The following is a 26,803-nucleotide window of genomic DNA, read 5'->3' as shown; positions in this document are numbered from 1 at the left end:
TCCAGGCGGCGAATGCCGTCCCGGAAGCCTTCTTGTGGTGCTTGCGTAGAGATTAGCGGGAAAGCTGATCTTTCTTTAGAGATAACAGATTGTTTACGTTCCTCACCGTCCGAAAGCGGAACGATACCGTTACTTGCTAGTAATGAGATGGCTGGCTTGGCGCCGATAAGCCTGTTCTAGCCGCTAAGAGAAGCTCTCTGCTCTTAGAATAAGCTTCTCAAGTAAGGCTGAGCGGTAAACTGGTCGGCCTGATAGACGAATATGCCGGCCGCCCCCTGAGCCGTATACGCATCGATCGCCTCGACAACATCTTTCGGGGTATGATGCATCATCATGGCCCCGATGCGCGGATCTAGCGACATGTACGAGGTCCAGCCGTCTATGCACCCATATACTTTCACGCCGGTATTGCGGCACAGCCGGACGTAGGGCTCGATGGCGGGCAGCGGATGTGTCGTGTTCAGGTTGGACGGAATCAGACCGTCCACATAACGTTCCGCGATGCATGTCTTCAAGCCTTCATAGTAGTTCCGGTGATCGGCGGGGAAGCGCACCTTCAGCTCCCGCCGTCCGCCGTCTTGACGCTTCCGCCGGTCGAGGAGTGCCCTGGCGCCTCCAATAATCTCGGTCAGCGTATCGGGCGTCTGGTGGAGCCAGTGGCGCATATAGTCCAGCACGAGCCCGTCCACCTCGTAGTTGTCGACGATTTCGCCGATCAGACGAAGGGCGTATTGCCGTACTTCCGGGAATTCGTAATCGAAATCGCTGCCACGGATCCATTGCGGGTTGTCGCGCGTAAACTTCTCCGATACCGTCGGATTCCACAAATACGGCCGGTTCATCCCGACACAGGAGGTGATCCGGGTACCGCTTCCCTGCGCATACCGGACCGTTTCCTGCAAGACGTCCCCGTTTCTAGCCAGTTTGACGAAATCGTCGTTGACCGTATTGTCATCGGCTCTGGCGGCTTGGTCGAAGCTTTCGAGAAACCCGCTGCGGTGCAGCGCCTTCGAGCCGATTCGCACGGTCTGGCAGGCGATCTCGGCCGGTCCGAGGCGGAGAAATTCCTCCAGCATATGTTGGTTCATCGTGTCGGTATCGTGAATGCCGCTGTTGATCGCATAACTGTACGGCTCGTAGTACAAGATCAGCTCGGCGGTGCGCCTTCTGCCGTAACGGGCGGCCGATGTGTTCGCGGGCTCGGCGTTCAAGTCGCGGCAAGGGACGAGCTTGACGTACGAAAGGTAGCCGAATTCGTGGTGCCCCCCGGCGGTCCGATGCGTAGGAGCGATGGAAAGCGGCTCCCCGTCCAACTGCCGCCTTCCGGCGTACAGCTCGATGTTGATCTTGGTCTCCGGTGCGGCCGTATACCGGGAACCGTTGCCCTCGAAGCGGGCGTACGGCTCGCTGCCGAATTTCAGCAGACAACGGAGACCGCCTTTGGCGATGCCGAAGTAGATGTCGTACCACCCTGCAGCCGGCAGCGAAATGGAGAGCGGGCCGGGCAGGTCCCCGCTTTTGCCTTTCAGGCACAGAGCCGAACCGGCCTGCGACGGGACGACGCCCCACGCGCGCTGCGCGGAGTCTGCGCTGTCAGACGGCATCGCTGCGACGAGCGGCTTCCAGTCATCGAGGAATACGACTCCGCGATCGTCGAGCGTAAGCGCGGCCTCTTCCTCATAGCTGCCTTCCGCCGTGATAAAGAACGCTTGAAGCTGCACGGCACCGCTATAATCGCGGACGTTCAGGTACGGGTTCCAGTACAGCCGGGGGGCCGCTAAGCCCTGCAGCCGGACGGTCCCGACCGTCTGCGCCTGGTTCCACAAGTAGGCGCTGCCGTTCAGCGCCGTTTCCGGGTCGAGGTCGGGGTAGAGACTGGCCGGTTTCCACGGTTGTCCGGCTATGCGGTAACAGATTTGACACGATGCATAAGCAAGGCCCGGCTTCAAAACAATTTCCACCAGATGACTATCCAACTGCGAAACGCTTTCGATCATAACAGAAATGCCTCCTTAAAGCGGTAAGGGAAGTGGGATATAAAGGTTTGCGAAGTCGCAACGGTTACTGCACGACGCCATTCGCGTCTTTCCAATCGCCGTTATGCGACCATAAAGGCTTGCCGATCGTCGTATCGAATATCATCGTGCCGACGGGTACGGCGGACGGATCAGGCCGGCTTGCGGAATCGTAGCTGCCGCCGCCCACTCCGCCTGCGAAAGAGCCGGTGCCGCCGGCTGACAGGCGCAGCGCGTCTCCCACAGCGCCCGATTTCGTGATGACCAGATCGCCGTTGTCCTCTTCCAGCTTGAATTTTCGTTCCTGTGTCTTCGTTCTCAAAATCAGGTAGACGTCCCCGTTCACTTTCGTCTGCTGAATCAGAAATTCGGTGTCGGGCTGGCGGCCGGCGAATGTAAATTCTTTGCTCGGCGTCTGGTTGTTGAAACCGAAGTAGCCGTTCGTTTTGCGGATCGTCATCATGTTGGTCAGTCCGGTTCCGCCGTTGATGTTGTTGCCGACGATTTTGAAATCGCTCAGTTGGTCGTCGCTTCCTCCGGGAATCGTATTCGTGCCTTGGCCGACTCCCCAGTTCACCCTGCCGCGGTTGCCGAAGAAGAGAGTCGCCCGCCGGTTGTCCGACGTTGTGCTATTGTTCATGATCATTAGCGCCGGATGATGGTTGCCCATGAACCAGGTCGTATTGCCGTCATGCTGGCCGTCGGGTTCATTGCCGGACGTGCTGGAGAAATAGCGCACCTGCATGCCGTCGCGGGACAGCGGATTCGTTGAGCCGGCATACGTCTCTCCCTTGGAGTAGTCGATGACGAGAATATCGGTATCGGTGGCGGAGAAGTCCGGGTGGGTGGATACCGTATTGCGCTTGTAGCCATAGGGCGTATCGTACGGCATGAGAATGACGCCGCCGCCCTGCGCGTCCACAGCCGCGATCGCGTCTTGCAGCGCTTGTCTGTTTTGCGCCTTCGTGTTGGAGGGGGAAGCGCCGTATAACGTCGCCTCCACATACGCGGACGACGCTCCGTAGGTCGACGAGTGCACCGAGAGCGCTTTCGCCTCCTCGCGCGGTTTGTCCGCCATAGTAGGCAGGCCGGTAAACCCTGCGGCGATCACGACCCCGGCCAGAACGAGCGAGAGCGACTGGGCTGTTTTCCGCTTCATAAGGCAACAACACCTTTCAGTTGGAGTGACTTTAGTATAGGCGGAGGATCAACTGTGGAATAGCATACGGCTGCCGGATCGGGTATACATTATTCCTTTCGGGTTGAAACCCCTTTTAAGATCATGTATCCGGATTTAAGATAGCCGGACGAGGGGGGGCGGAGGAAAAGCGCGGAACGGCACGCGCTGCGGGCTATAGCGGTAAAATCCGCTTCCAATCCCAGCGAAATCGAGGCTTCCTTGCGGACGGCCTCACCTGCTATAGTAGTTACGAACAGTAAGGTTATCCGAAGGTTCGGGGGGAATACCTTATCATGCTGCATCGCAAAAGCGTATTTGTCACCTTGCTTGTCTCCTACTGTGCGCTGCTGTTCCTTTCTCTTGCCGCAGGAGGGCTCGTCTACCGGATTATGGAACGGTCTTTGACGGCGAATGTCAACAAGGCCAACTTCGGCATGCTGGAGCAAATTCAGCAAACGGTGGACGGACGTCTGCGGGAAATCGAGCGGATGATGCTGCAACTGTCCATGAACGCGGACGTGCAATGGCTTCTGCACAATGCGGAGAGCGAACACGGCGATGCCCAGATCCGGGCGATCAGCCTGATGAAAAGTATGAACGCGCAGCTAAGTGTAAGCGATTTCCTCGATTTTGCCTTCATTTCGTTCCAGAGCCGGGACATGATCGTGACGCCTACTTCGCAAACCGGCCATGATTTGTATTTCAGGCGGATACAGCAGTTCGGCATCGCGGGGAATATGCGGCAATTTTTGGAGGAAAGCCGTCACAAGGCGTTCCTCCCTTCGCTGCAGGTGACGGAGAACGGTTCCGCCCGGACGATGCTTGCGTATGTGCAGTCGCTGCCGCTTGACGAGACGGAGGATCCGAAAGGTTCGATTGTCATTCTAGTCGACGAGCGCAAAATGGCCGGCTTGCTGGATCGTATCGAATGGGGAGGGGAAAGCTCCGGTTACGTGCTGGACCGGGACGGAAATGTGATCATCGCCACACGGGCGAACCAGGAGCTGGACGCATCCTTGCGGGCCCGCCTCGGAACGGCTCACGAATCGTTCACAGCCCGGCATGGCGGGACCGAGATGATGGTGTCGTATACGACGGGGGACAACGGGTGGAAATACGTGTCGGTCGTACCGAAATCGATCGTGATGGAGCCGATCGAGCCGGTCAAGACTTTGATTGTTCAGTTGCTCGGTTTCGCGGCCGCAGCGGGCCTGATCGTCGCTTGCGCGTTCGCCTACCGGAGCTATAAGCCGGTACGGGATATGCTCGGCGTTATCGCCAATCGGAAGAGCGGTCTTCGCCGTGAATCGATGAACGAATACGAGCTGATCCGCAGCGCTCTGATCCGTTCGTTCGAGGAGGAGAAGGCGCTCCAGCAAACGCTCGACCGGCAGGCGCCGATCATCCGGGCCAATTTCTTGTCCAGGCTCATTAAAGGCAGCGTCGACGTCAGCGTACTGGACCGCCAGTCACTCGACTTTATGGGCGTCAAGCTCGATCACCGCTCGTACCGGGTCGTGCTGATCGAAATCGAGGACGGCAGCAAGTTGATGCAGACGGAAACGGAGCGGGAATGGGCGCTGCTCCGGTTTATCGTCGCCAATCTGAGCGGCGAGCTGCTGCGGGGCAACGGTTTTGTTGTCGAGCTGGAGCGGAACCGTCTCGCGGTACTGGAGGTTGATGCCGATGATCGGCGGGAGGACGTCTGGCTGCATGAGCTTAAGCAGGCGGCCGAAGTCCGCTTCCGGATGAGCCTTGCAATCGCGGTCAGTCCGACTCGGGATGAACCGCAGCATATATGGCGGTGTTATTCGGATGCGTTGCTGGTTCTGGAGCGGCGCTTCGTGCGGGGGCCGCAGCCGATTATGTACCATGAGGAACCGGCTCGTGCCAAGCAACACATCTACCGATACCCGCCCGAGCTGGAAGTGCAGCTTATTAATCACGCCAAGACCGGAGACTACGATAAAGCGGCAAGCCTGCTGGATCAGATCGTCGAGGCTAACTTTGCGGAGGAGCAGTTATCCCCGGAGATGGGGCGGTTTTTGTTTTTCGAGGTGCTGGGTTCGCTGCTGCGCGCCGCTCATTCGACGGATTCGGAACTTTCTCCTCCCGAAGGGCTGGACGATCCGATCGCTTTTTTCGCTGAATGCGCGACGGCGGGGCAGATGCTGGAGCGGCTGAAGGAGACGCTGCGCAGCATTTGCCTGGCGGCAAAGGGCGGGCGAACTGATCAGGGGGAACGGCTTTACGGGGGGATCGTATCGTTTATCGAACGGCATTACGGGGACGGGAACTTGAGCCTGACGATGATCGCCGATCATTTTGGCATTACGGCGCCTTATTGCTCGGCTTTTTTCAAAAAATACGGGGGCGGGAACTTGTCCGAGCATATTGCCGAATACCGCGTCGCTCAAGCCAAGCGGATGCTCGCCGAGACGCCGATGACGATCGGGGATATATCCCGCAAGGTCGGCTACGCGAACCATATCGGCTTCGGCCGGGTATTCAAAAAAATCGAGGGGATTACGCCGGGCCAATATCGGGATCTGCAAAATAGGGACAAAACGGTGAGCCCGATCCCGCTCAATGAGAACGCCGGCCGGCCGTAAGGGAGCGAAGACGCTGTTGCGCCAGGGGGGATGCGAAGGCATCGTCCGGAACATAACGAGGCTGGGATGAAGGAGGAGGACGTTATGAACAAAAGATCGCTGCCGCTTCTCTTGTTGGCGATTGCCATAACGGCGGCCGCGGCATCCGGCTGCAAGGACACGACGGCGGAGCGGAGCGGCTCCGGGGAAGAGGGCGAAGCCGCAGTCAAAGCCAAAGTTTCCCCCTATCCGGCTGCTCTGTCGTATTGGGTTCCGATGAACGCCAATGTTGCCGCGACGATGGACAGCTTTGCGGAAATCGGCGTTTACCGGGAGATGGAACGGTTGACGGGGACGAAAGTCGACTTTCAGCATTCGCCGATGGGTCAGGACAAGGACCAGTTTCACTTGATGATCGCTTCCGGCAAGCTGCCTGACGTTATCGAATATTCGTGGAGCGGTGTAACCAAAGGCCCGGACAACGCGATCAAGGAAAATCGGATTATCCGGTTGAACGAACTTGTGGAGAAGTTTGCTCCGAACTTGTCGAAGGTGCTTAGGGACAATCCGGAATTTCGCCAACTGGTGTTGTCCGACGAAGGCAACTTGTACATGTTCCCCTCCTTTACGCCCGATCCCGGCTCGCTCGTCTACAATGGACTGGCGATCAGGCAAGATTGGCTGGACCGGCTCGGCTTGCCGATGCCCGCCACGCTGCCGGAATGGGAACGGACGTTGACCGCCTTTCGCGATATGGACCCGAACGGCAACGGCAGGAAGGATGAGATTCCGCTTCTGCTGGACTTGAAGGTCATGAACACGGGCCACGCCTTGATCGGCGCGTACGGCATAACGACCGGCTTCTACAACGACAGCGGCGAAGTGAAATACGGTCCGGTCGATCCGAGGTTCAAAGAATTGCTGATCGTCATGAATCGCTGGTATAAGGAAGGGCTGATCGATAAAGACTACGCTACCGTCGATCAGAAGCTGAAGGATGCGAAAATGACCGAGGGCATTGTCGGAGCGATGGCGATGAATATCGGCTATGGAATCGGCACTTATACGTCGGCTATGGCGCAGGTTGACCCGGATTTTCGGCTGGAAGGAGCCCCGTACCCGTCCCTGGAGCCCGGCGGTACGTCGATCGGCCAAATGGCCTACTCGTTCAACGGCAGGGGGGCGGCCATTAGCGCCTCGGCTGAGAACCCCGAGAAAATCGTCAGATGGCTCGATTACGCCTACGGCGAAGCCGGACAGCTGTTGTTTAATTTCGGCATCGAGGGGGAGAGCTACACGTTGAAGGACGGCTACCCTACCTTCTCCGATACGGTGGTCAACAATTCCGGCAAGCTGGGAGTCGGCTACGCGATGACCCGTTATGCGCGTGGCGCCTTCGCCGGCCCGTACATATCCGACAAGCGGTTTAACGAGCAGTACATGTCGATGCCGCAGCAAACACGTGCGGTCGCCGTCTGGTCGAAGGCGGATCATGCGAGGCTGCTGCCCCCTCTCACCCAGAACTCTGCCGAAAGCGTGAAAATAACCGCAATGATGAACGATATCCAAGCTTATTATGAGGACAGGGTTAACAAATTTATTATGGGGGTAGAGCCGCTGGAGCAATTCGACAACTTTACCGCCTCGATCCGGCGGATGGGTATCGACGAGGTTCTGCGGATGAAGCAGGCCGCCCTTGACCGCTTTATGAAGAGATAATCCGGACGATGGCAGCATCCGGAAATTTCTGGACGGCAGCATGCAAAATACCCTGCCGGTTCCGTTCCTCTCCGGACAGGGTTTATTAGTAGCGGACGGTAGCCTCGCGTCCTTCGTATAACGAGTAGCGGTTTTTTCCCTTTTTTTTGGATTCGTACAAAGCTTGGTCGGCTTCGGCGATCAGTTGGTACAGGTCGTCGCCCGCGCGATCCGCTACGGCGATTCCGATCGAGATGGAGATCGCTTTGCCGGGCTGCACCTCCCGGCCTACGAACGGATACTCGGCTGTCGTGTGACACAGCTTGTGTGCCAAGTAACTGAGCAAGCCTCTGTCGATCGAATCGCACATGACGATGAATTCTTCCCCGCCGTACCGGGCGATGTAATCCTTCTCCCCGATCGCCGCCCTCAGCAGTTGTCCCGCTTCGCGGAGCAGCTTGTCTCCTTGTAAATGCCCGAGCGAGTCGTTGAAGTTTTTGAAATTATCGATGTCGATCATCAAAATGCCGAGTCGTCTTTTGCGCAGCGTCCGGTCGGCGATCTCCAGAAAGCTTCGCAAGTTCGGCAAGCCGGTCAACCGGTCCTGGTTCGCTTCGAGCTCGAGCTGCCTTTGGATGAGCCAGCTTTTGTTCTCCTCGTTGTGCATGGCGATCAGTACGATCAGGCAAGCCAGCGTAACTGCGAACATGTACCCGTTCATCCATAAATAATCGGGGCGCAGTCCGGTCAGGACAAAATAACCTCCGACCGCTTTGACGGCAAACAGCAGCACCGCCAATTTGACCGCGACGGATAGCCGGATTCGCTCGAAACCCGCCCGGTACTCCTTCTGGTGCAGGAAGGAGCTGATGAGCGCGGGGAACAGCAGTCCGTGCAGAAGCTCGTACAGCACGTACGGCTCGTTTAAATACAACGTAAAGATCGCCGGGGGAATAACGGAAAGCAGCGCAAGCGGCAAGCCTAACCGCAAGCCTGCCATCATGATCGGAATATACCGGAGATCCTGAATGATCAGATCGGTCGGGATCGGAAGCAGCATCATAAGGATCGAGGAACACCCGGTGAACAGGGGAACGAGAATCATTTCGTTCATGCCGCCCAATACGCGGGTACGCAGCTTCAGCGCGACGTAGCTTAGAGCAATCAAGGTACAGGAGTTCGTTACCGGTATGAGGTATTCGTTCATGCTAATCGCTCCTGATGGGCTGCATACATGTACGGAAAAACGATAACGGCACGATCGCCGTTCAGGCCGGCAATTAGTGCCGCCGGATCGGACGGCTGGCCAGCAAGTAATCGCGATCGGCGTTTACGGCGGTTATCTGCTCCCGGCAGCAGGGAAAGACGATCAGCCGCTTGCGTCCTTCGCGGATCGTCTCCAGATGCTCCGCCTTAAGCGGCAGAAGCACGTTGCGCTCGCCGCAGTACGGGCATTCGATCAAGTAAACGTCCTGCTGAATCGTTTCGTAAGGCAGCGTATTCTCAAATGGAATCATTGGTCTTTATCGGATGTCCCGGACGCAGATTCGTCCGGGCTGCCGGTTTCACTGCGCGACAGCTCCGCGAGCTTTTGGATTAAGATGTGCTGGGGCATATGCATAAGCCTCTCTAGCGGCACGTTCAAAGCTTTCGCAAGCTTAACGGCGGTATCGGGCGATATTTGCAGCGGTCTCAAAGGTCATTCCTCCAGAGGTCTTTTGGCTTTTTTTTGCTGTGCTGTACCCATTATACATCAGATCGGGGCAGTTCTCGACTAGTTTTGCGTTTCATTATTTCAAGGAAATATGGTTTAATGTTGTCATATCCGATGAAGAAAGGTGAGATCGCGATGGCACAACCGTACAGCTTGGTATGGGACTTGGATGTCTTTTTTCCGGGAGGAAGCTCCTCTCCCGAATTCGCGTCGTTCCTCGAGCGGATGGAACGGAATGTAGAGGAATTCCGTACTAGGGTGCTTGCCGTATCCGGTCGTGAAGAAGCCCCTGCTGCGGACACGCTGGCGGCTCTGGTCGAGCAGTTGCAGCAGGTGACGCTTATGCTCCGCGAAGCCGATTCGTTCGTCAGTTGTCTCGCCGCGGAGAACCAGTCGGACAAAAAAGCGGTGCAGTTGAACGGACGCATCACCTCGATCGGCGCTGCTTATACTTCGGTGCTGACCCGGTTCGACGAGCTGCTTCAGCGCGTTCCGGACGAGAGCTGGGCCCGGCTGCTGCAGTCGGAAGCGTTCACTGCGATCGCATTCCCGCTGGACGAACGCCGCCAGAGCGCCAAGGAGAAGCTGCCGCCCGAGCAGGAGTCGCTGATCGCGGACTTGGCCGTGGACGGGTACCATGGATGGGGAGAGGCGTACAACACGGTTGTCAGTCATCTCAAAATCCCGTTCGAGGAAAAGGGAGAGACCGTTTATTTGTCCGCCGGCCAGGCGGCCAACAAGCTAAGCAGCGGCGACCGCGGAGTTCGTACCCGGATGTTCTCGCTGTGGGAGAACGCGTGGGGCGAATCGGCCGATTTCTCGGCGGACGCGCTGAACCGGCTTGCCGGCTTCCGCATCCAGACTTACAAGCACCGGGGATGGGAATCGATTCTGAAAGAACCGCTGGATATTAACCGGATGTCCGGGAAGACGCTGCAGGTCATGTGGGACGTGATCGACCGGAACAAATCCGTGTTCGTCGGCTATTTGAACCGCAAGGCGAAGCTGCTCGGCCTGGAAACGTTGTCCTGGCACGATGTAGACGCACCTGTAGGCGAAGCGGCCAATGAGATTACGTTCGAACAGGCGGCGAATCTGATCATCGAGCAGTTCCGTAAATTCAGCCCGAAGATGGCCGATTTTGCCGTGCAGGCGTTCGAGGAACGGTGGATTGAAGCGGAAGACCGGCCGGGGAAACGTCCGGGCGGATTTTGTACCGCATTTCCGATCAAGGGTCAGACCCGGATCTTCATGACGTATGCAAACAACGCTTCCAACATGTCGACGCTCGCACACGAGCTCGGACACGCGTACCACCAGCACGTGATGAACGACATGCCGGCGCTTGCCCAGGAGTATGCGATGAACGTGGCGGAGACGGCATCCACATTTGCCGAAATGATCGTATCCGACGCCGCTGTCAAGCAGGCTTCGACTGACGAGGAGCGGCTTGCTTTGCTGGAAGATAAGATTCAGCGCTCGGTGGCGTTTTTTATGAATATCCACGCCCGCTTTTTATTCGAGACGGAGTTTTATGAGGAACGTCAAAAAGGGCTGGTCAGCGTCGAGAAGCTGAACGAGATGATGGAAAGCGCGCAGCGCCGCGCCTTCAAGGATGCGCTAGGGGAATACCACCCGCACTTCTGGGCGTCGAAGCTTCACTTCTACATAACGAGCGTCCCGTTCTACAATTTCCCTTATACGTTCGGCTACTTGTTCAGCTCCGGGCTGTACGCAGCCGCTCAGCGCGAGGGTGCGGCGTTCGAGGATAAATATATCTCGCTGCTTCGCGATACCGGCAGCATGACTGTGGAGGAGCTTGCCTCCAAACATCTGGGCGTCGATCTGACGCAGCCGGACTTCTGGCAAAGCGCGGTTGATTTGGCGGTCGCTGATGTAGAACAGTTCCTGCGCATGACGGAGTAGCTGAGAGCGGCCTTTGTCGTACGACGCGAAGGATGAGGCAGAGCGGTACGAAGTAGATTCGAGCGGAAGAGAGTAGAGCAAGGCGGGTCAAGCCAGGGCAGGTCAAGGCAGGGGTAAGACAAGCAGAAGTCGGACATAACCAGCAGGGCGGAGCCGTGGGAACGCAGACGGACCGCCCTGTGTTTTTAGATTGCGAAACTTGAATAGCGTTTTTGATCACAGATTGGGCATACTCAACGGTCGCCATCGAGTAGCGGAAGTGTGACTTCCGTTATTTCCGCAAAGTACGTCATTCTCATGCTATAGCGGAAGGATCGTTTCCGTTATTTCGGTTTTCTGGGGTGAAATAGACGGTTTTGCTGAAAATAACGGAACTAAATGTTCCGCTATGCGCCGTATTCCTGCATCGTTCATCAGATAACGGAAATAAAACTTCCGGTAAGTAGAAGCTTTATAAGTGGCAGAAGTCTCCCACGCTCGGTTCTAAGTGGGGTTCGAAAATTTGCAAGATTTGCAGACAGCCCCTTCACTTCCGTCTGACATTTAAATTTTGAATATTTGAATCGTGCGCTGGAGCTGTCCGGCCGTCTGCATCAGTCGTTCGGATTGGGTGACCAGTGCGTCGACGACCGAGATCTGGTCGTTCATCGAGGCGGATACTTGTTCCGTGCCTGCAGCGGATTGCTCGGTGATTGCCGCGATGTTCTCCATCGTAGCCGACACGAGGCTGGCGCTTTCGAGCATCCGGTCGCTTTCCCGGGCGAACTGGGCGATCGTCTCCGCTATGTATTCAATGCTGACTACGATTTGCGCAAATATGGCTTCCGTCTCGTGGATCAAGTTCGTCTGCATCTGCACGATTTCCTGGTTGTCGGCCATCTGGCGGAGAGCGAGCTCGATGCCGTCGTCGATGCTGCGGACGAGTCCGAACACTTCCTTCGTCGAGGAGGTCGCTTCCTCCGCGAGCTGGCGCACTTCCTGGGCAACGACGGCAAAACCTTTGCCGTGCTCGCCGGCTCTGGCCGCTTCGATCGAAGCGTTCAGCGAGAGAAGGTTCGTCTGTTCGGCGATTTCCGAGATCGTTTTGGTAATCCGGGAGATGCCTTTCGCCTGCTCGGCGAGACGGTCCATCGTCTCGGATACGGTTGCCGTCGCCTCGACGTTGCGCTTCATCCCTTCGCCCTGGCTGACGACTGCCCGCTGGCCTTGCTCCACTAGATGAATCATCGCTTCGGACTTGTCGTTCATTTCTTTGGTCGAGCCGGTGTAAGCGGTTACTTTAACTTCGATATCTTTGATTGCGGAAGAGATGTATGTAATCTCCTCGGAAATTTTGCTGGAGCCGGACGCAAGTTCGTTGGCCGATTGCGTCACCTGGGTCATAACATCCTTCAGTTGCCTGTTCTTATCGCTTCCTTCGCGGCTCGTATCGACTACAGAACGGGTGATGGTCGTCGTTTCGTTGAGGATGCCCCGCAGCTTGTCGATCATCTGGTTGAAGGTTTTGCCGAGCTCGCCGAGCGCGTCGTTGGAATCGACTTGAACTTTCATGGAAAAGTCGCCCTTGGCGATGTTGAGGGCTACCCGGGAGATGCTTTCGATCGGTCCTGTAAGCGCTCTCTCCAGAAAGCTGATGAAAGGAATGCTGGCGCCGATCAATACGAGCAGGATCAGCAGCGAACTGACCAGCGAAACGTCCGACATCGAGGCGAACACGAGTGTCAGAAACGAGAAAACCGCGACGATCGTATAGCAGCCGAGCTGCAGCTTCCTTTTGAATGATAAATTGTGGAAAACGTTCACGATGATTCGACCCCATTTCCCATATATTAGTACGGATGACTCTGATTATAGCATGACGGGTGTTTATCGGTCTATTGTCTTATTTCGAATGGGTAAAAGTACTCTACCCGGCGGAGCGGAGCGTACTATAATAATCATAAGGACCCCCGAATTTTAGCGAAATGCTGCGAAAGTTATACGTACCACGCGGGGAAATGAGGGAGACACGAATGCCGCTCGACAACTGTAAAAGCTGCGGGAAGCTGTATATCCGGCACCAGCGGACGTATTGCGAGGCTTGCCAGCTTCAACATAACGAATACTATTTTACGATGCGTGACTATTTGAAATCGAATCCGCGAAGCACCGTCCTGGACGTGCACGAGAAAACCGGAATCCCGATCTCCAAAGTGCTGGAGATGCACAAGGAAGCCTACACCCCGTTCGGCCGCTGAGTCCGGAACGCCATATATATACAGGAAGACCCGTCCTTTGCTGGAGCGGGTTTTTTGCGCGTTTCATCCGAGTACCGGGGGAGACGCGAATGCCGCTCGACAACTGCAAAAGCTGCGGGAAGCTGTATATCCGGCACCAGCGGACGTATTGCGAGGCTTGCCCGGTTATTCGCCGCATCTTTGTGGTGGCGAAGCCATCGCGATTGCTTCTTCGGAGAGGAGAGAGGATGAGCAAGGATCGCGCCGGCAGGTACCTTTATGGGTAAGAGCGATTTGTACCCCTTATTGGTTTAAAAATCCGAGCTGGTGCGAGAATAGGAGCGGTTTGCAGCTTCTAATATCCCCTCAAGCCCCGATATTCCACCGAACCGGCAGGAATAAGAGGTGCAGACCGCTCTTAATCTCAAGCTTCCAGACGGAAGCGCTCTAATAAGAGGTCCAAATCGCTCTTAACCTCAAACAGGCAGGAGAGAGTCGGAAGAAGGGAGGAGCGAAGAGAGGCGCGAAAACAGGCGCGAAAACAGGCACGAAAAGAGGACTGACCTGACCCGGGAAGGACGAAGATCGGATCGCTATGTCTTCCACTAACCCATTTCTTACTGCAAGTTCTAATCGTTTGTTATAAGATTTTGTTACAAATTTCGCATAGTTAGGACCAATTTACTAAATTTCGTGGCTTATTTTGTAAATTGTTGTTGAAAAAGGAGGAGAAGGTGATTATAATGAGACGTAAGACCCACATAAATTACACCAAATGTCATATTATTGAAAGAAAGGAGGGAACTTATGATTTCGAATCAGCTGTCACTGTCCCGGCAGCTGGACATGATGTTTAAAGAACTGCAGCCAGAGCTTTCCCAACTATGCTCCGGGACCATTTTCGTACAAATTCGCAATAACATTATCGGAAAATTTGGGATTCGTCATCTGCCTTTCGAAGGAGCGGACGGAAAGGTTGAACCGCAATCGTCCGGTCTGTCCGATATTCAGCAGCGTTCGTTGCAGAAAATGTCGATGGAGGCACTGAAGTACAAAACAAGCTGGACGCACGGAGAGATCAATTTCGACTTCACCGTCCGCCAAAACAAGCTTTGCGCAAGCGTGCAATTTGAGTCGAACTACATTGAACCCTATTATATCAAGCACTACAAGGCGAGTTTTCAATTTTGCCCACATTTTGCCCACGTTAGTTTGTGTTAAAAAAGGACTTCGCTTAATTGTTTGGCGGCGTCCTTCTGCATGTTGGGGAGGACATGAGCATACGTATCGAGTGTCGTTTTTATTGTTGCATGCCCGAGCATTTCTTGTACAACCTTTGCATTCACACCGTTCGCAAGTAAGGTCGTTGCAAAGGTATGCCTAGTCCCATGAGAAGATATTTTCGCAACCCCTGCACCTTTGACAAAAGAGTCGAATCTTTTATCAAACGAATTAGGATATAAAATGCCGTTTGTTTTCGGGCTGGGGAACACTAGGTTTAAAGGATTTGTAGGGCAAGCAACCTTCCACTTTTTTAATTCTTTTACTGTTTGCGGAGGAAGTTGTATACTTCTGATTGAGCTTTCTGTTTTTGGCATATCTTTTAGATAAAGCTCTTTGTTCGCTATAACCGCAGTCCTTTTTACTGTTACCATCCCATCTTTTGTGTTCACATCCCCCCATTGCAGTCCGATCAACTCCCCTTTGCGCAATCCCGATGTTAAGGCCAATAAGAACATAGTGTAACACCAATGAGGGCCTGAACCTGCAACAAAGTTTAGGAACTGCTTTTGTTCTTCTGTTGTCCATACTTTTATCTTAGTGTTCTTTCGAGAAGTCGAAGGTTTTCGCACAAGTGAAAAAGGGTTACGGAAAATCAAATTCCAACGTACTGCTTGATTGAATGCCTTATTAAGTAGATTTCCGATGTTTTGGACATGTCCAGCACTATGTTTCTCGCGCAAATCATTATAAAATTTTTGGATTTGCTGGGGTGTTAATTCGGCTAGTAGGATCGCACCTATATGCGGCTTTATGTGATTTTCAACAAACGCCAGGCGTTGCTCATACGTATTAGGTGCGACTTCTTGCTTGAGCGTATTTTCTACATAATCTAGCAAATATTCACCCACTGTTTTTTTCTTCAACTCAACATATGTGCCATTAAGAAGCTCCGACTGTATACGCGTAGCGGCGTCCTGGGCTTCCTCCTTAGTGCGAAAACCGCCTATCTCCTTTTGTTTACGCTTCCCTGTCTTCGGATCAGTGATGTCATACCGATAATACCACTTTGCACCGCATGTACAGCGCTTGCGCTCGGGTGGGCATTTACAGCCGCGCCGACGGAATGTGCCGGCCATTTTGCATCCCTCCATGGGAACGTATGTTCTATTTTTATGTATGTTAAACAGCCTTGCGGCTGGAAAGCGCAAAGTTCATATAACTGATTTACTATGTACGTCTTTTCGGAGCTGTTTTCAAATGAGCAACTTCCCCAGGAACGCCGCAAGCTTCCGCAGCTTCGTATATCGACATGCCCTCTAATAGAAGCTCGTCCGGTATTAAAAGATCCACTGCGAACTGGTTTGCCTGGCGCTCTATTTTGTCGATTGAGTGAAAGGTATTTGCTCGCAGAAAAGGTACATTAACGTTCGGGTGGAGGATGCGATGGGCCAATTCATGCGCAACGATAAACGCTATTAGGGTTTCGGGAAGACCCATCGCAACATGGATCACTGGGATACGGCGATATGTTTGATAGTACCCTAAGACCCCCTTCAAATTTCTGAATTGAATAAGAATCCCCATCATTGCTGCGATTTTTATTGGATCGCGTGTCCCGTACTTACGGATGAGCTTGTCCACGATTTCTTTGATGGTCATATACGCAACGAACCTCCAATGTCATTCCTTGCGATATTTTTTTGGAGTAAATTTCTTCTTTGCTAATTGTTTTGCAAGACGCATCGTCTGTTCCATTGACATGCGAAGCAACTCTTTTGCTTCTTCGTCGAACTCCACTTCCTCCCCGTAAAAAGAAAGGGCTTCCTTACTTTCCAATTCGCTCATCATTCGCTCCAAATCGCGGGCAATATCCCGTTCGTCTTTCGCCGTGAGCGCATAAGGGTCGGCCGGCTCCGCAACCGCAGTTAATCCCCCAGTGAAGTAATCAAGTGGCTTACCAAAGTAATCGGCTATTTTCTGGAGCTTGTCCTGTTTTGGGGTGTATTTGCCTTGCTTCCAACTTGTAAAAGTTGCTGTGGTAATACCGGTTTCTTTGGCGACGCGGTAGGGTGTGACATTCTGTTCTTTCAATAATTGCTCGAATTTCTCGTACATAGTCTTCCCTCACAATTTCTTATTTGAAAAAATGGGATAGAAAACTAAGTCAAACCTGTTGACACACTTAGAAACCTATGCTAATATACAGACATGGCTTAGATTTCTAAGTCAAAATCAAAGGTAAGACTAAGATTTCTTATATAACTTAGGTGACACTCTGATTATATAAGAAACCTTAGCTATTCGTCAATATGTCTATGTAAATATTTTGAAGGGAGGGTGTGATGTGTACGAAAGATTCCTTTCGCTATTGAACGCTTCCGGGAAAACGTCATATCAAGTATCGAAAGATACGGGTGTTTCTACTGCAACTCTATCAAATTGGAAGCAAGGGAACTATCGTCCCAAGACTGACAAGTTAAAGACTTTAGCTGATTACTTCGGTGTAACGGTGGATTATTTTTTGGAGGATGAAGCTTAATGAACAATCTCCCTGAATACCTGTCCGTTAAGCAGGTCGCTGAATTATTGGGCTGGCATCCGAACACTGTATATTTTCGCTGTACGAGTGGGGAACTGCCGAGTTTTAAAAGCGGCAATATCCGGCGGATCAGAAAGGAAGCGTATCTGCAGTGGATCGCAAAGCTGGAACAGGAGAGTGTCGCTCAATGACCCAACAAGAGCGCTTGATCAACGTATGTAAGCTGCTGGAGCTGGCCGATTTTGCAAGCCCGCAAGTATCCCGGATCACCCGGAAGGTAGCTAGGGCGCAGATCGAGCGGTATAAGACACTTAAGGCAGTCGGTGCGTCATGAGCACCGTCGACAAGCGGCTACTGGAGATCGTCGGCGCCATGCTTGAGAGGGAGCTTACCGAAGCGGAGGCTCACGAGCTGCGCGAGTCGCACAAGTTTATCGTGTACCGGGAATGGCGATACGCGGCGATCTTGAACAAGATGTGGATCGCTAGGCGGACGAAGGATTGGGCATGGTTCGAACAGCTTATGCCCGAGTACGACAAAGTAATGAAACTGTATTGAGAGAGGGTGAGAGAGATTGAAACTCGAGCTTTGCACGACAACGGAGCTCGACAAATGGATCGCTGAACGCCACTATCTCCAGTCCTCACCAGCTGGCGCACGTCTCCGGCTTTGGGTGTTAGACGACGGCGGCCGACGGATCGGGGCTATGATGTGGGGCAGGCCAACAGCACGCAGCTTGGACCGCGAAAACATCCTGGAACTTACCCGCATGTATCTGATTGACGATACGGAGGGATTCGCAGAAAGCAAAGCGCTAGCAATGGCCCGTAAGCACATTCGAAAGAACTATCCCAAGATTAAAGGGTTGCTGGCCTACAGCAGCACGGGGGAAGGTCACGAGGGCAAGATTTATGAGGCAGACAACTGGTTCCCTTTGGGGCTGACAAAGAAGCGATCGAGCGGGTGGACGTCGCGGGATGCCCGACTGGATCGGGACTTATCGCAAAAGATTCGATGGGTGAGAAGTCCTTGAAGGAGGTGATAAAGCATATGCGCGGGGCTCAGCAAACGGCGAAGGAACTAATAAGCCGTAAGGCGCTGCTGGATTGGCTGGACGTTGAGATCGACTTGTCCAGTGGAAGCGATCCGGTATTAAAAGCGGATAGATGGGCATTTCGGCAAGTTAAAAAAGCAATCGAGTCAGGGCGCTTTGATATTCCGACGACGAAGGGAGGTGATATAGCAGATGCGCGAGGCTCAGCAAACCGTGAAATGGATTGCCGATGCTTGTGACGGCGACCGCCAGGACACGGCCCGGGTGATTCCGATCGGGGATGCAGTCGAAGATTTCGAAGTGTTTTACGGGAAAAGCGAAAACGCCGCCTTGTCCCGAGGCGACGTTATCATTAAACACCAAATGTAATATTCCAACATAATCGTACCAGTCCCGGTGCGATTGCGCAAGGAGGAACGTATGTTTCCGAAAAATGGTAAGTCGTATGAGCAAATCGACGAGTGTGCGCTCGACAGCTGCAAGCAGCCGATCTATCCCGATGAAAAGGTTTGGAAGTTCGGCTGCGACGCCTATTGCACATTGCAGCATCTTGCCGAGGGGATCGGCGCCAAGAAAGTAAGCGTGGAAGACAATTAATCGAGGAGGAGTCCTTTCGATATGAAAGCAACAGGTATTGTGAGACGAATTGACGATCTTGGTCGGATCGTCATCCCGAAAGAAATCCGGCGTGTATTGCGGGTTCGCGAAGGCGATCCAATGGAGATTTTCGTGGATCGTGATGGTGGGGTCATCTTGAAAAAGTATTCACCGATCGGTGACCTAGGTGATTTCGCCAAGGAGTACGCCGAATCGCTTCATGAAAGCACTGGCCACATTGCAATCATTACCGATCGTGATACGACAGTCGCTGTTGAGGGTGGGTCGAAAAGGGACTACTACGAGAAAGATGTCAGTCCGCTGGTCGAAATGGTTATGGAGCGTCGAATTGCAACGCTTGAAACGGATTCTGGTAAATACGAAATTTGCAAAGGATTGATCGAGTTCTATAGCTCATGTGTGATTGCTCCGATCGTTCAAGGCGGGGATCCGATCGGTTCGGTCATCCTGGTGAGTAAGGACGAGGCTGTCAAAATGGGCCGCATGGAACTGAAAATGGCTGAAACAGCGGCTTCCTTCCTGGCGAAGCGGATGGACATCTAGTATGAGCAAGGTCGATATTTATCTACTACTTCCCGAGTGTGACGTTTGCGGCCAGGAGGCACACCCGACGTTTTTGAAAGAATGGAACGGTATTATGGCTTGCACTTATTGTATCCGCGAAATTAACAAGGAGGCTATCATTCATGCCAGTACAAATCACAATTAACGGCGCTGACGCCGCTGAATCTCTACGCGAATTATCCGCTTTGGCCGTAGGTCTCACAGGAAGTACTGCGGCCCTTGCAACTGCCCCAGCTCCTGTAAAGCCTGTGGAGACGGAAGCTCCAAAGCAAACCCGGCGCACGAAGAAAGAAGAGCCGGCTGTCGAAAAGAACGATCCGGTCGATGAGGATCCGGCTGCTAAGCCTGATGACAGCCGTGAAGATGACGAGGGCGACCACCGGGGCGAACCGATCCCGACAGATGTGGAGCTACGTGCCAAGGCTCAGGAAGTAGGGAAGAAGGCGGGAAAGGAAGAGGTTAAGGCTCTTCTGGATAAGTACGAAAGCTCCAACATCACCGGCATTCCGGATGACAAAAGAGTTGCATTCATGCGCGATCTGGAGGCGCTGCTATGAGTCAGCAGGCACACGCTGAACGGGCTCACGCCCTTCTGGGTGCATCCAAAGCGGAGCAGTGGATTAACTGCCCGCCAAGCGCCCGGCTGCAGGAGAGTGTACCGGATAAACGAAGCAGCTATGCCGACGAGGGGACTACCGCGCACGAGCTTTCCGAGATCAAGCTGCGGCGCCGCCTTTTCCCGTGTGATTCCAAGGAGCGTAAGAAGCTTGATGCAGCACTCGAGTACCTCAAACAAAATCCACTCTACGATGCAGAGATGGAGAATGCCGTCCAGGAGTATGTCGAGATCGTCGAAGAACGTTTTATGGCCGCCAAGGCTCGGAGCACGGACGCCATTGTACTTTTGGAGGAACGGCTGGACTTTTCCGAGTGGGTACCAAACGGCTTCGGCACCGGCGACGTTGTCCTGATCGCTGACGGCGTGATGGAGATCGTGGACCTAAAATATGGAAAAGGCGTCCCGGTCAGCGCGATCGGCAACCCGCAGATGCGGCTTTATGCCCTTGGGGCGCTGGATGGATTCGGATTCCTGTACGACATTCGCGAGGTCCATATGACCATCGTGCAGCCCCGGCTCGACAGCGTCAGCACCAACATTATGCAAGTCGACGAACTGCTGGATTGGGCGGAGACGGTTGTCAGGCCGGCGGCCGCGCTGGCCGATGCAGGCGAAGGCGAGTTCAAGCCGGGTGATCATTGCCGTTGGTGCAAGGTGAAGGCAACTTGTCGAGCCCGTGCTGACGAGAATATGCAGGCTCTCCAGTACGAATTCCAAGATCCGGCGCTGTTGTCTCTTGATGAGATCGGCTCGATCCTTTACGTGGCCGAGAAGCTGGCGTCATGGGCGAAGGATATCGGGGATTATGCTTTCGAGCAGGCCAAAGCCGGTAAACGTATCCCTTCATGGAAGTTGGTCGAGGGACGGAGTAATCGGGCTATTACGGACAAGGATGCTGCTTGGAATGTACTTGAGGATGCCAAAATCAACGGGGAGAAGCTGGATAAAGACAAGTTCCTCAAACCTCAGGAATTGCTCGGCATCGGCGAGCTGGAGAAGCGAATCGGTAAGAAGGAACTCGGAAAGCTGATCGGTGATCTGATCGTCAAACCTGCTGGGAAGCCGACGCTCGTTCCGGAGACGGATCCGCGGGCGGAGCTGAATAGTGTGGACGCTGACTTTGCGGGAGAGGATTTCTCAGATGCTGTGTAAGGATTGCAAGAATTTAAAGACCAGATCGGTCGGTTATGTGTCCACACGCTCATTCTGTGGATTGATCGGCGACAAGGGTAGAAAGAAAGGTATTGGTGTAGAACCGTGGCGGAATAAGCCACATCCACGCTGCCCATTAAAAAATCAACCATTCAAAGGAGAACGATCCAATATGGCAATCGACAATCAAGCAACCAAAGTAATCACGGGTAAAGTACGGCTCTCTTACTGCAATATCTTCGAAGCACGCGCAGATGATCAAGGCGTTGAGAAGTACAGCACGGCCATTTTGATCCCAAAGTCGGACAAAGATACACTTCGCAAGATCAAAGCGGCGGTAGACGCGGCGAAGGAGCTCGGAAAGAGTAAGTGGGGCGGTAAGATCCCGGCCAACTGCAAGACACCGCTGCGGGATGGCGACGAAGAGCGTCCAGACGATGAGGTATATGCCGGCCACTACTTCCTGAATGCGACAAGCAAAAACAAGCCGGGGATCGCGAAGCCGATCGGCAAGAGTGCGGATGGCAAGACCAAGTTTCAGGAGATCACGGACACGACGGAAGTCTATTCCGGCTGCTATGCCAAAGTGTCGCTTAACTTTTATCCTTTCGACGCGAAGGGGAACCGCGGCGTTGCAGCAGGTTTGAATAATGTGGTCAAAGTGCAGGACGGCGACTTCCTGGGCGGCCGGAGCAATGTTAACGATGATTTCGCCGAAGAGGATTTTGATGTCGACCTGGACGGCGATGATGACGATTTCATGAACTAATTCGATATAGGGGATTCGGCAACGGGTCCCTTTTCCTATCTAAATATTCGGGAGGGTGAACCCCATGCTAAGGTGGAATTCAAAACCAGGCTGTCGAGCAGCTTTGGAAGATACAGAAGCGGTAATGGAGCGGATCTTATCGAATAAAGAACGCGACTTGTTCGAATATGCGTACAGAAAAGGGTACGACGGGAACTTAACCAACATCACAACGCTAGTGAAGGCAGCGCATCAGAATGCAATTGACAAGGGCTGGTACGAGGAGCCGCGAAGCTTCGGCGAAGTTATCGCCCTTATGCATTCGGAGCTGTCGGAGGCGCTGGAGGACCACCGGAACGGCCGAGGATTAACGGAAATCTATTACGAAGGTGAGAAGCCTTGCGGTATTCCGACTGAGCTGGCGGACGTCGTTATCCGGATATTTGATACGTGCGGTCATCTTGGCATTGATCTGGAGGCTGCGATCCGAGATAAGATGGCATATAACGCGACGCGGGAGCGCCGGCATGGAGGTAAGAAGCTATGAAAATAGCTATTAATAGATGCTTTGGCGGGTTCGGCTTGTCACATAAAGCATTTCTGAAATTAATTGAGCGTGGCTGGAGGGTTACTGTTTACAGCAAGGATTATGAGTACGCCGACCCTTCGGCACAGATTGTTGATGGATCATCGATCGGTGGGTATAAACCACTTTCCGGATTCAGTTATTACAGTTTTACAAGGGATCGAGATTGTAAGTCACTGCGGACAAACCCTGACGTTCTTTCTGTTATTGAGGAGTTAGGAAAAGAAGCAAATGGGCCTTGTTCTGATTTGAGAATCGTTGAGATTCCTGATGATATCGAATGGACCATTACGGATTACGACGGGCTTGAACAGGTGGAAGAAGTCCACCGTGTTTGGAGTTAATGCCATCATGACCGTCCTCCAAATCGACATAGAAACCTATTCTTCCATCGATCTAAAAACCTGCGGCGTCCATCGCTATGTCGAGGCGCCGGACTTCGAAATCCTGCTGTTCGCCTTCGCTTTTGACGACGATCCGGTGACGGTGGTCGATCTTACTGACTACTTCGGGGTTATCCCGAAAGACGTCATGCAAGCGCTGCGGACAGACGTCACCAAGACAGCTTTTAACGCCGCTTTTGAACGGACCAACATTTCCCGGCACTTCGGTATCGATTGTGACCCGAGATTCTGGCGCTGTACCGCTGTCCATGCGCTGGCGCTCGGGCTGCCGGGCTATCTGGAAGGCGCTGCCGAGGTCCTGAAGCTTGATGCCCAGAAGGACGCCAAGGGTAAAGCTCTCATTAAATACTTTTCCGTCCCGTGCAAGCCAACAAAGACGAACGGCCAGCGGACCCGGAACTATCCGCATCACGATCCAGATCGATGGCAGCAGTACATCGAATACAACCGGCAGGACGTCGTTGTCGAACGGGAAGTGCGCCGCAAGCTGGAACGCTTCCCGGTGCCGGAGAAGGAATGGCGGCTGTGGGCGCTCGATCAGCGAATCAACGATCGCGGCGTCCGGATCGATCCGGTTCTTGTGCAGCATGCTATCGCCTGTGCAGAGCAGTATTCCGAACGGCTGACAATAGATGCAAAGGAACTGACGGGGCTTGAAAATCCGAACAGCATAAAGCAGCTTAAAGGCTGGCTAGCGGAGCGCGGATTGGAAACCCCGGATGGACTCAGTAAGGAATTTATGCCGGCGCTTCTTGATGCCGCACCTGATGACGACACGCGGAAGATGCTTGAGATCCGGCAGGAGATGGGGAAGACCAGCAACAGCAAATACGACGCCATGGCGCGAACTTATTGCGCTGACGATCGAGTAAGAGGAATCTTGCAGTTCCTCGGCGCGAACCGGACATGGCGCTGGGCTGGCCGTAATGTGCAGATGCATAACCTGCCTCAAAACCACATCGACGACCTTGCCTTGGCTCGCGAAGTGCTTCGTTCCGGGGATTATGAGATGTTGGAGCTGCTGTATGGGGCGCCGCCGTTTGTACTGTCCCAGCTCGTGCGTACCGGGTTGATTCCTTCCGAGGGCTGCCGGTTTATCGTATCGGACTTTAGCGCTATCGAGGCACGCGTGATCGCTTGGCTGGCTGATGAGCATTGGGTACTGGATGTATTCCAGGGGCACGGCAAGATATATGAAGCAACGGCTTCCCGCATGTTCGGCATCCAATTCGAGACGATCGTCAAGGGGCACGAGAATTACAAGTACCGGCCTTTCGGCAAAGTTGCCACACTGGCCTGCGGCTTTGGCGGCGGAGCTGCGGCGATGATGAAAATGGACAAGAACAAGGAGATCCCCGAGGACCAGTATGACCCCTTAGTGAAGCAGTGGCGGAATGCAAATCCGAATATTCGCAAGTTGTGGTATCGGGCGGAAGAGGCTGCGATGGAGGCTGTTCGAGGGAAGACGACGGTTAAATTAGCCCACGGCGTCCGGTACCGGTATGAAGGCGGCATACTTTTTGCCGATCTGCCGAGCGGCCACAGTCTTGCATACCCTCAGCCGGCTATCAAGCGGGACACCAAATTTGATAAAGATGGACTTATCTTTTACGCGCTGGATGAAAGGAATAAATGGGTGCCCCAGCGGACGTGGGGCGGAACGCTTGTCGAGAACCTGGTGCAAGCGATCGCCCGGGACTGTCTGGCCGAGAATCTAATGCGCCTTGATGCAGCCGGCTATCCGATTCCGCTGCATGTGCATGACGAGATTGCCGCGGATTGCCTGCGCGGCTTCGGTTCGGTCGAGGAGATGACCGGGATTATGGGTCAGCCGATCGAATGGGCGCCGGGGCTGCCACTATCGGCAGCCGGCTTTGAATGCGACTTCTATCAGAAAGATTGATGTCTATTTATCGAATTCTTGTTTGGTGAGCTCGACTTTGACTTCATGCCCGTTTTCAAGACAAATATCCATAAACTCTTGCATTTTTCCTTTTTCACCCTTTGAAAATCTAAATTCCGGGTCTTGCACATCGTCATAGACGGTTCCAATGATAAGGGAGACCTTGTAATACCATTCTTCGGAACTCATATTTATTCTCCTCCTAAGAAGTTAGTAGTAAAAGTATAACACAAAGAGATTCCTAATAGATGGAAAATGCACTCGAGGAAGTGAATGAAATGGACTTGCAAACACGGACTATGGCGACTGTGGCGGAAATCCTTGAGCAGTATTTGGACCCGGCCACAGAGGGGCAGCCGTGGGCGGTGAGCTGGAGTGGGGGCAAGGACAGCACCGCGGTGCTTGTCCTCGTCTGCCGGGCGATTCAGATGCTCAAGCCTCAGCAGCGGACACGTTGGGTTAACGTCATTATGTCCGATACCAAGATCGAAAACCCGATCCTCGAAGACTACATGCGCCGGCAGGTCCGGACGCTGAATCGCTGGAGTCGGCAAAACAATATACCTATCGCCGCGGAGATTGTATCCCGCAAGGCAAAACGGAGCTTTTGGGTCGGTATCATCGGATGGGGCTGGACGCTGCCCACGAACGGGGACGACCGTTACTGCACACACGCCCTCAAGATCGAACCGCAGAATGCCCGGCTGTCCGAAATCAATCCCTGCCTACAGCTTATTGGCAGCCGGACGGAGGAGTCCACCCGGCGGGCTACGACGATCGATAAGTACCGCGAGGAGCGCGGCAGCAGGTTCAGCGTCAGCCCATATACAGATGGCCGTAGGTTATATATGCCGATCGTTGATTATACGACGGATGAGGTTTGGCAAATCCTCCTTAACCCGTTACCGTGGGGGCCGTCGGATGAGATCAGGAGGCTGTACAAAGACGCGACCGGCGAGTGTGCGCTGATCAACCCCGGCGGCTCAGTGAAGGCGACGCAGGCCTGTGGAGCGCGCTTCGGCTGCTGGGTTTGTCCGCCGATCACGAAGGACCGGTCGACGGAAAACATGTCCAATGTGTACGAGTGGATGAAGCCTCTCACAGAATGGCGGCAGCTCCTAAAGGACGTCCATAACCCGAAGAAAAACCCACAATTGCGCAGTGGATACCGCCGGAACCGGACGCCGATGGGGCCGGGCAAAGGTTGTCTCGCCATTCATGCTCGCAAGCATTTGCTTGAACGGCTGCTTCAAACACAAGCTGATGTGAACCGGCTCCGGGAACTGGATGACAACCCGTTGCACCGCGTTCCGATCGAGCTGATCAGTCAAGAGGAAGTCGACATGATTCAAGCAGCTTGGGCCGAGGACGCGGCAAAGCGTCCTTGGCTGATTGACAATCGTGAGATGGAGCCGGGGGACTTTGAAAGGGCCGAGAAGCTACTCGCAGAGAAAGCGGAGATCCGCAAGGGCAAACGGGAAGAGAAGAAAAAGCTTTTAGCGGAAAAGGCATTTCCGGCGGTGACAATATGAACCCCTACGACTTCTACATTACGCCGGAGGAATACGCGGCTGCTGCGGCAAGGGGCATATCGGCGCGGACGCTCACGTGGCGCATCCGGGAAGCCTGCTGGCCGAAAGAGAAGGCCCTCACGACTCCAAAGCGGCAAGTCCAAGACCGAAGCCGCTGGATGGAGGTTGCCAGGATGAACGGCATTGCGTCGAAAACGGTACGGAACCGGGTGCATGTGCTCGGTTGGAGCTGGGAACGTGCGGTTACGGAGCCTCCCCGGACCGAGGAACAGACTCGGCGGATGATGCGCGACCATAACCCGGCTCGGCGCAAATATCCGCCGGAGATGCTGGCACTCGCCCGGCAAAACGGAATTAAGGATACTACATTCAGGTGCAGAATCACTAAATTAAAATGGTCGCCGGAGCGTGCAGCGACAACGCCCGTAATGAGCTCTCAGGAGAAAGGGCAGCTCGCTATACGGGCGCTGCGGGAAAAGCGCGGCGATATTAACGGCCCTATTTTTAAGAGGGTATAACC

Annotated in this window: 31 protein-coding genes; 21 read left to right on the top strand and 10 right to left on the bottom strand. The window is 53.9% G+C overall.

The window, feature by feature from the left end; genetic code table 11:
* Positions 1-203: 203 nt before the first annotated feature.
* Together IDH45_RS06540 and IDH45_RS06535 are read right to left on the bottom strand one after the other, a co-directional pair.
* A complete protein-coding gene (locus IDH45_RS06540) occupies positions 204-1,997 on the bottom strand; it encodes a hypothetical protein (protein ID WP_190925830.1) in 1,794 nt (597 codons plus the stop codon).
* A 64-nt stretch (positions 1,998-2,061) separates the two neighbouring features.
* Positions 2,062-3,174 (bottom strand): hypothetical protein, encoded by a 1,113-nt coding sequence (locus IDH45_RS06535; protein ID WP_190925828.1) that lies wholly within the window; start codon positions 3,172-3,174, stop codon positions 2,062-2,064.
* Positions 3,175-3,488: 314 nt separating this feature from the next.
* On the opposite strand from IDH45_RS06535, the gene IDH45_RS06530 reads away from it, so the two are divergent.
* Both IDH45_RS06530 and IDH45_RS06525 read left to right on the top strand, forming a co-directional pair.
* Positions 3,489-5,807, top strand: coding sequence for a helix-turn-helix domain-containing protein (locus tag IDH45_RS06530; RefSeq protein ID WP_190925826.1), 2,319 nt, complete (start codon positions 3,489-3,491; stop codon positions 5,805-5,807).
* A gap of 84 nt (positions 5,808-5,891) precedes the next feature.
* Positions 5,892-7,505 (top strand): extracellular solute-binding protein, encoded by a 1,614-nt coding sequence (locus IDH45_RS06525; protein ID WP_223836419.1) that lies wholly within the window; start codon positions 5,892-5,894, stop codon positions 7,503-7,505.
* An 85-nt stretch (positions 7,506-7,590) separates the two neighbouring features.
* Here IDH45_RS06525 and IDH45_RS06520 read toward each other — a convergent pair whose 3' ends face one another.
* The 3 genes from IDH45_RS06520 to IDH45_RS06510 all read right to left on the bottom strand — a co-directional run bounded on the left by IDH45_RS06520 (position 7,591) and on the right by IDH45_RS06510 (position 9,180).
* Positions 7,591-8,691, bottom strand: a complete 1,101-nt coding sequence (locus IDH45_RS06520) for a GGDEF domain-containing protein (protein ID WP_190925822.1) — start codon at positions 8,689-8,691, stop codon at positions 7,591-7,593.
* Between the two features lie 73 nt (positions 8,692-8,764).
* Positions 8,765-9,001 carry a hypothetical protein gene (locus tag IDH45_RS06515; protein ID WP_190925820.1) on the bottom strand — a complete coding sequence of 79 codons (237 nt, stop codon included), beginning with the start codon at positions 8,999-9,001 and terminating at the stop codon, positions 8,765-8,767.
* Positions 8,998-9,180, bottom strand: a complete 183-nt coding sequence (locus IDH45_RS06510; protein WP_190925818.1) for a YycC family protein — start codon at positions 9,178-9,180, stop codon at positions 8,998-9,000. Before IDH45_RS06510 ends, IDH45_RS06515 begins: the two co-directional genes overlap by 4 nt.
* A 153-nt stretch (positions 9,181-9,333) precedes the next feature.
* Between IDH45_RS06510 and IDH45_RS06505 the strand changes: the two genes are divergently transcribed.
* A complete protein-coding gene (locus IDH45_RS06505) occupies positions 9,334-11,124 on the top strand; it encodes a M3 family oligoendopeptidase (RefSeq protein WP_190925816.1) in 1,791 nt (596 codons plus the stop codon).
* Between the two features lie 543 nt (positions 11,125-11,667).
* Here IDH45_RS06505 and IDH45_RS06500 read toward each other — a convergent pair.
* On the bottom strand, positions 11,668-12,927 hold the full coding sequence (locus IDH45_RS06500) for a methyl-accepting chemotaxis protein (RefSeq protein ID WP_190925814.1): 1,260 nt from the start codon (positions 12,925-12,927) through the stop codon (positions 11,668-11,670).
* Positions 12,928-13,136: 209 nt separating this feature from the next.
* Between IDH45_RS06500 and IDH45_RS06495 the strand changes: the two genes are divergently transcribed.
* Both IDH45_RS06495 and IDH45_RS06490 read left to right on the top strand, forming a co-directional pair.
* Positions 13,137-13,361 (top strand): hypothetical protein, encoded by a 225-nt coding sequence (locus tag IDH45_RS06495; RefSeq protein WP_190925812.1) that lies wholly within the window; start codon positions 13,137-13,139, stop codon positions 13,359-13,361.
* A 786-nt stretch (positions 13,362-14,147) separates the two neighbouring features.
* The gene (locus tag IDH45_RS06490) at positions 14,148-14,561 is read left to right on the top strand and encodes an O-methyltransferase (RefSeq protein ID WP_190925810.1); all 414 of its coding nucleotides are present in this window, start codon (positions 14,148-14,150) and stop codon (positions 14,559-14,561) included.
* Here IDH45_RS06490 and IDH45_RS06485 read toward each other — a convergent pair.
* The 3 genes from IDH45_RS06485 to IDH45_RS06475 all read right to left on the bottom strand — a co-directional run bounded on the left by IDH45_RS06485 (position 14,558) and on the right by IDH45_RS06475 (position 16,679).
* Positions 14,558-15,700 carry a site-specific integrase gene (locus tag IDH45_RS06485; RefSeq protein WP_190925808.1) on the bottom strand — a complete coding sequence of 381 codons (1,143 nt, stop codon included), beginning with the start codon at positions 15,698-15,700 and terminating at the stop codon, positions 14,558-14,560. The genes IDH45_RS06490 and IDH45_RS06485 overlap by 4 nt on opposite strands.
* A 91-nt stretch (positions 15,701-15,791) precedes the next feature.
* On the bottom strand, positions 15,792-16,223 hold the full coding sequence (locus tag IDH45_RS06480) for an ImmA/IrrE family metallo-endopeptidase (protein ID WP_190925806.1): 432 nt from the start codon (positions 16,221-16,223) through the stop codon (positions 15,792-15,794).
* Positions 16,224-16,244: 21 nt separating this feature from the next.
* Entirely contained in the window at positions 16,245-16,679 is a 435-nt protein-coding gene (locus tag IDH45_RS06475) for a helix-turn-helix domain-containing protein (protein ID WP_190925804.1), read from the bottom strand.
* A gap of 229 nt (positions 16,680-16,908) precedes the next feature.
* Between IDH45_RS06475 and IDH45_RS06470 the strand changes: the two genes are divergently transcribed.
* The 14 genes from IDH45_RS06470 (at position 16,909) to IDH45_RS06410 (ending at position 24,751) form a co-directional block, all read left to right on the top strand.
* Positions 16,909-17,103: a helix-turn-helix domain-containing protein gene (locus IDH45_RS06470; protein WP_190925803.1), complete on the top strand. Its 195-nt coding sequence runs from the start codon at positions 16,909-16,911 to the stop codon at positions 17,101-17,103.
* On the top strand, positions 17,103-17,294 hold the full coding sequence (locus IDH45_RS06465; protein ID WP_190925801.1) for a helix-turn-helix domain-containing protein: 192 nt from the start codon (positions 17,103-17,105) through the stop codon (positions 17,292-17,294). Before IDH45_RS06470 ends, IDH45_RS06465 begins: the two co-directional genes overlap by 1 nt.
* The gene (locus IDH45_RS06460) at positions 17,291-17,437 is read left to right on the top strand and encodes a hypothetical protein (protein ID WP_190925799.1); all 147 of its coding nucleotides are present in this window, start codon (positions 17,291-17,293) and stop codon (positions 17,435-17,437) included. Before IDH45_RS06465 ends, IDH45_RS06460 begins: the two co-directional genes overlap by 4 nt.
* The gene (locus IDH45_RS06455) at positions 17,434-17,661 is read left to right on the top strand and encodes a DUF7667 family protein (RefSeq protein ID WP_190925797.1); all 228 of its coding nucleotides are present in this window, start codon (positions 17,434-17,436) and stop codon (positions 17,659-17,661) included. Before IDH45_RS06460 ends, IDH45_RS06455 begins: the two co-directional genes overlap by 4 nt.
* A 16-nt stretch (positions 17,662-17,677) precedes the next feature.
* The gene (locus IDH45_RS35405) at positions 17,678-18,136 is read left to right on the top strand and encodes a Mom family adenine methylcarbamoylation protein (RefSeq protein WP_449583067.1); all 459 of its coding nucleotides are present in this window, start codon (positions 17,678-17,680) and stop codon (positions 18,134-18,136) included.
* Positions 18,137-18,349: 213 nt separating this feature from the next.
* Positions 18,350-18,526 (top strand): hypothetical protein, encoded by a 177-nt coding sequence (locus IDH45_RS06450; RefSeq protein ID WP_190925795.1) that lies wholly within the window; start codon positions 18,350-18,352, stop codon positions 18,524-18,526.
* Positions 18,527-18,577: 51 nt separating this feature from the next.
* Positions 18,578-18,754: a hypothetical protein gene (locus IDH45_RS06445; protein WP_190925793.1), complete on the top strand. Its 177-nt coding sequence runs from the start codon at positions 18,578-18,580 to the stop codon at positions 18,752-18,754.
* A 21-nt stretch (positions 18,755-18,775) separates the two neighbouring features.
* Positions 18,776-19,318: a stage V sporulation protein T gene (spoVT, locus tag IDH45_RS06440; RefSeq protein ID WP_190925791.1), complete on the top strand. Its 543-nt coding sequence runs from the start codon at positions 18,776-18,778 to the stop codon at positions 19,316-19,318.
* Positions 19,319-19,461: 143 nt separating this feature from the next.
* Positions 19,462-19,896 (top strand): hypothetical protein, encoded by a 435-nt coding sequence (locus IDH45_RS06435; RefSeq protein WP_190925790.1) that lies wholly within the window; start codon positions 19,462-19,464, stop codon positions 19,894-19,896.
* Complete coding sequence (locus IDH45_RS06430; protein ID WP_190925788.1) at positions 19,893-21,110, top strand: DUF2800 domain-containing protein; 1,218 nt, start codon at positions 19,893-19,895, stop codon at positions 21,108-21,110. Before IDH45_RS06435 ends, IDH45_RS06430 begins: the two co-directional genes overlap by 4 nt.
* 172 nt (positions 21,111-21,282) lie before the next feature.
* The gene (locus IDH45_RS06425; RefSeq protein ID WP_190925786.1) at positions 21,283-21,879 is read left to right on the top strand and encodes a DUF2815 family protein; all 597 of its coding nucleotides are present in this window, start codon (positions 21,283-21,285) and stop codon (positions 21,877-21,879) included.
* Between the two features lie 103 nt (positions 21,880-21,982).
* The gene (locus IDH45_RS06420) at positions 21,983-22,405 is read left to right on the top strand and encodes a nucleoside triphosphate pyrophosphohydrolase family protein (RefSeq protein ID WP_223836418.1); all 423 of its coding nucleotides are present in this window, start codon (positions 21,983-21,985) and stop codon (positions 22,403-22,405) included.
* Positions 22,402-22,788, top strand: coding sequence for a hypothetical protein (locus tag IDH45_RS06415; RefSeq protein WP_190925785.1), 387 nt, complete (start codon positions 22,402-22,404; stop codon positions 22,786-22,788). The genes IDH45_RS06420 and IDH45_RS06415 overlap by 4 nt, the downstream gene beginning before the upstream one ends.
* A 7-nt stretch (positions 22,789-22,795) precedes the next feature.
* Positions 22,796-24,751 carry a DNA polymerase gene (locus tag IDH45_RS06410; RefSeq protein WP_190925783.1) on the top strand — a complete coding sequence of 652 codons (1,956 nt, stop codon included), beginning with the start codon at positions 22,796-22,798 and terminating at the stop codon, positions 24,749-24,751.
* A 3-nt stretch (positions 24,752-24,754) separates the two neighbouring features.
* On the opposite strand, the gene IDH45_RS06405 is transcribed toward IDH45_RS06410, so the two are convergent.
* Complete coding sequence (locus IDH45_RS06405; RefSeq protein ID WP_190925781.1) at positions 24,755-24,940, bottom strand: hypothetical protein; 186 nt, start codon at positions 24,938-24,940, stop codon at positions 24,755-24,757.
* Between the two features lie 89 nt (positions 24,941-25,029).
* Between IDH45_RS06405 and IDH45_RS06400 the strand changes: the two genes are divergently transcribed.
* Positions 25,030-26,283: a phosphoadenosine phosphosulfate reductase domain-containing protein gene (locus IDH45_RS06400; RefSeq protein ID WP_190925779.1), complete on the top strand. Its 1,254-nt coding sequence runs from the start codon at positions 25,030-25,032 to the stop codon at positions 26,281-26,283.
* Positions 26,280-26,801 (top strand): hypothetical protein, encoded by a 522-nt coding sequence (locus IDH45_RS06395; RefSeq protein WP_190925777.1) that lies wholly within the window; start codon positions 26,280-26,282, stop codon positions 26,799-26,801. The genes IDH45_RS06400 and IDH45_RS06395 overlap by 4 nt, the downstream gene beginning before the upstream one ends.
* The last annotated feature ends 2 nt before the right edge of the window (positions 26,802-26,803 follow it).

Source organism: Paenibacillus oceani, from assembly GCF_014705615.1.
Classification (GTDB): Bacteria; Bacillota; Bacilli; order Paenibacillales; family NBRC-103111; genus Paenibacillus_AB; species Paenibacillus_AB oceani.
Note: the sequence above shows the minus strand (reverse complement) of the source record. Positions and strands in the feature narration are given on the sequence as shown.

Bases quoted from the DNA above. Each gene is read 5' to 3' on its own strand.
- IDH45_RS06485 (WP_190925808.1), bottom strand. From the start codon at position 15,700: ATGGCCGGCACATTCCGTCGGCGCGGCTGTAAATGCCCACCCGAGCGC.
- IDH45_RS06425 (WP_190925786.1), top strand. From the start codon at position 21,283: ATGGCAATCGACAATCAAGCAACCAAAGTAATCACGGGTAAAGTACGG.
- spoVT (WP_190925791.1), top strand. From the start codon at position 18,776: ATGAAAGCAACAGGTATTGTGAGACGAATTGACGATCTTGGTCGGATC.
- IDH45_RS06525 (WP_223836419.1), top strand. From the start codon at position 5,892: ATGAACAAAAGATCGCTGCCGCTTCTCTTGTTGGCGATTGCCATAACG.
- IDH45_RS06415 (WP_190925785.1), top strand. From the start codon at position 22,402: ATGAAAATAGCTATTAATAGATGCTTTGGCGGGTTCGGCTTGTCACAT.
- IDH45_RS06540 (WP_190925830.1), bottom strand. From the start codon at position 1,997: ATGATCGAAAGCGTTTCGCAGTTGGATAGTCATCTGGTGGAAATTGTT.
- IDH45_RS06435 (WP_190925790.1), top strand. From the start codon at position 19,462: ATGCCAGTACAAATCACAATTAACGGCGCTGACGCCGCTGAATCTCTA.
- IDH45_RS06460 (WP_190925799.1), top strand. From the start codon at position 17,291: ATGACCCAACAAGAGCGCTTGATCAACGTATGTAAGCTGCTGGAGCTG.
- IDH45_RS06515 (WP_190925820.1), bottom strand. From the start codon at position 9,001: ATGATTCCATTTGAGAATACGCTGCCTTACGAAACGATTCAGCAGGAC.
- IDH45_RS06535 (WP_190925828.1), bottom strand. From the start codon at position 3,174: ATGAAGCGGAAAACAGCCCAGTCGCTCTCGCTCGTTCTGGCCGGGGTC.
- IDH45_RS06505 (WP_190925816.1), top strand. From the start codon at position 9,334: ATGGCACAACCGTACAGCTTGGTATGGGACTTGGATGTCTTTTTTCCG.
- IDH45_RS06400 (WP_190925779.1), top strand. From the start codon at position 25,030: ATGGACTTGCAAACACGGACTATGGCGACTGTGGCGGAAATCCTTGAG.
- IDH45_RS06490 (WP_190925810.1), top strand. From the start codon at position 14,148: ATGATTTCGAATCAGCTGTCACTGTCCCGGCAGCTGGACATGATGTTT.
- IDH45_RS06475 (WP_190925804.1), bottom strand. From the start codon at position 16,679: ATGTACGAGAAATTCGAGCAATTATTGAAAGAACAGAATGTCACACCC.
- IDH45_RS06405 (WP_190925781.1), bottom strand. From the start codon at position 24,940: ATGAGTTCCGAAGAATGGTATTACAAGGTCTCCCTTATCATTGGAACC.
- IDH45_RS06465 (WP_190925801.1), top strand. From the start codon at position 17,103: ATGAACAATCTCCCTGAATACCTGTCCGTTAAGCAGGTCGCTGAATTA.
- IDH45_RS06450 (WP_190925795.1), top strand. From the start codon at position 18,350: ATGCGCGAGGCTCAGCAAACCGTGAAATGGATTGCCGATGCTTGTGAC.
- IDH45_RS06395 (WP_190925777.1), top strand. From the start codon at position 26,280: ATGAACCCCTACGACTTCTACATTACGCCGGAGGAATACGCGGCTGCT.
- IDH45_RS06410 (WP_190925783.1), top strand. From the start codon at position 22,796: ATGACCGTCCTCCAAATCGACATAGAAACCTATTCTTCCATCGATCTA.
- IDH45_RS06445 (WP_190925793.1), top strand. From the start codon at position 18,578: ATGTTTCCGAAAAATGGTAAGTCGTATGAGCAAATCGACGAGTGTGCG.
- IDH45_RS06530 (WP_190925826.1), top strand. From the start codon at position 3,489: ATGCTGCATCGCAAAAGCGTATTTGTCACCTTGCTTGTCTCCTACTGT.
- IDH45_RS06455 (WP_190925797.1), top strand. From the start codon at position 17,434: ATGAGCACCGTCGACAAGCGGCTACTGGAGATCGTCGGCGCCATGCTT.
- IDH45_RS06430 (WP_190925788.1), top strand. From the start codon at position 19,893: ATGAGTCAGCAGGCACACGCTGAACGGGCTCACGCCCTTCTGGGTGCA.
- IDH45_RS06495 (WP_190925812.1), top strand. From the start codon at position 13,137: ATGCCGCTCGACAACTGTAAAAGCTGCGGGAAGCTGTATATCCGGCAC.
- IDH45_RS06520 (WP_190925822.1), bottom strand. From the start codon at position 8,691: ATGAACGAATACCTCATACCGGTAACGAACTCCTGTACCTTGATTGCT.
- IDH45_RS06480 (WP_190925806.1), bottom strand. From the start codon at position 16,223: ATGACCATCAAAGAAATCGTGGACAAGCTCATCCGTAAGTACGGGACA.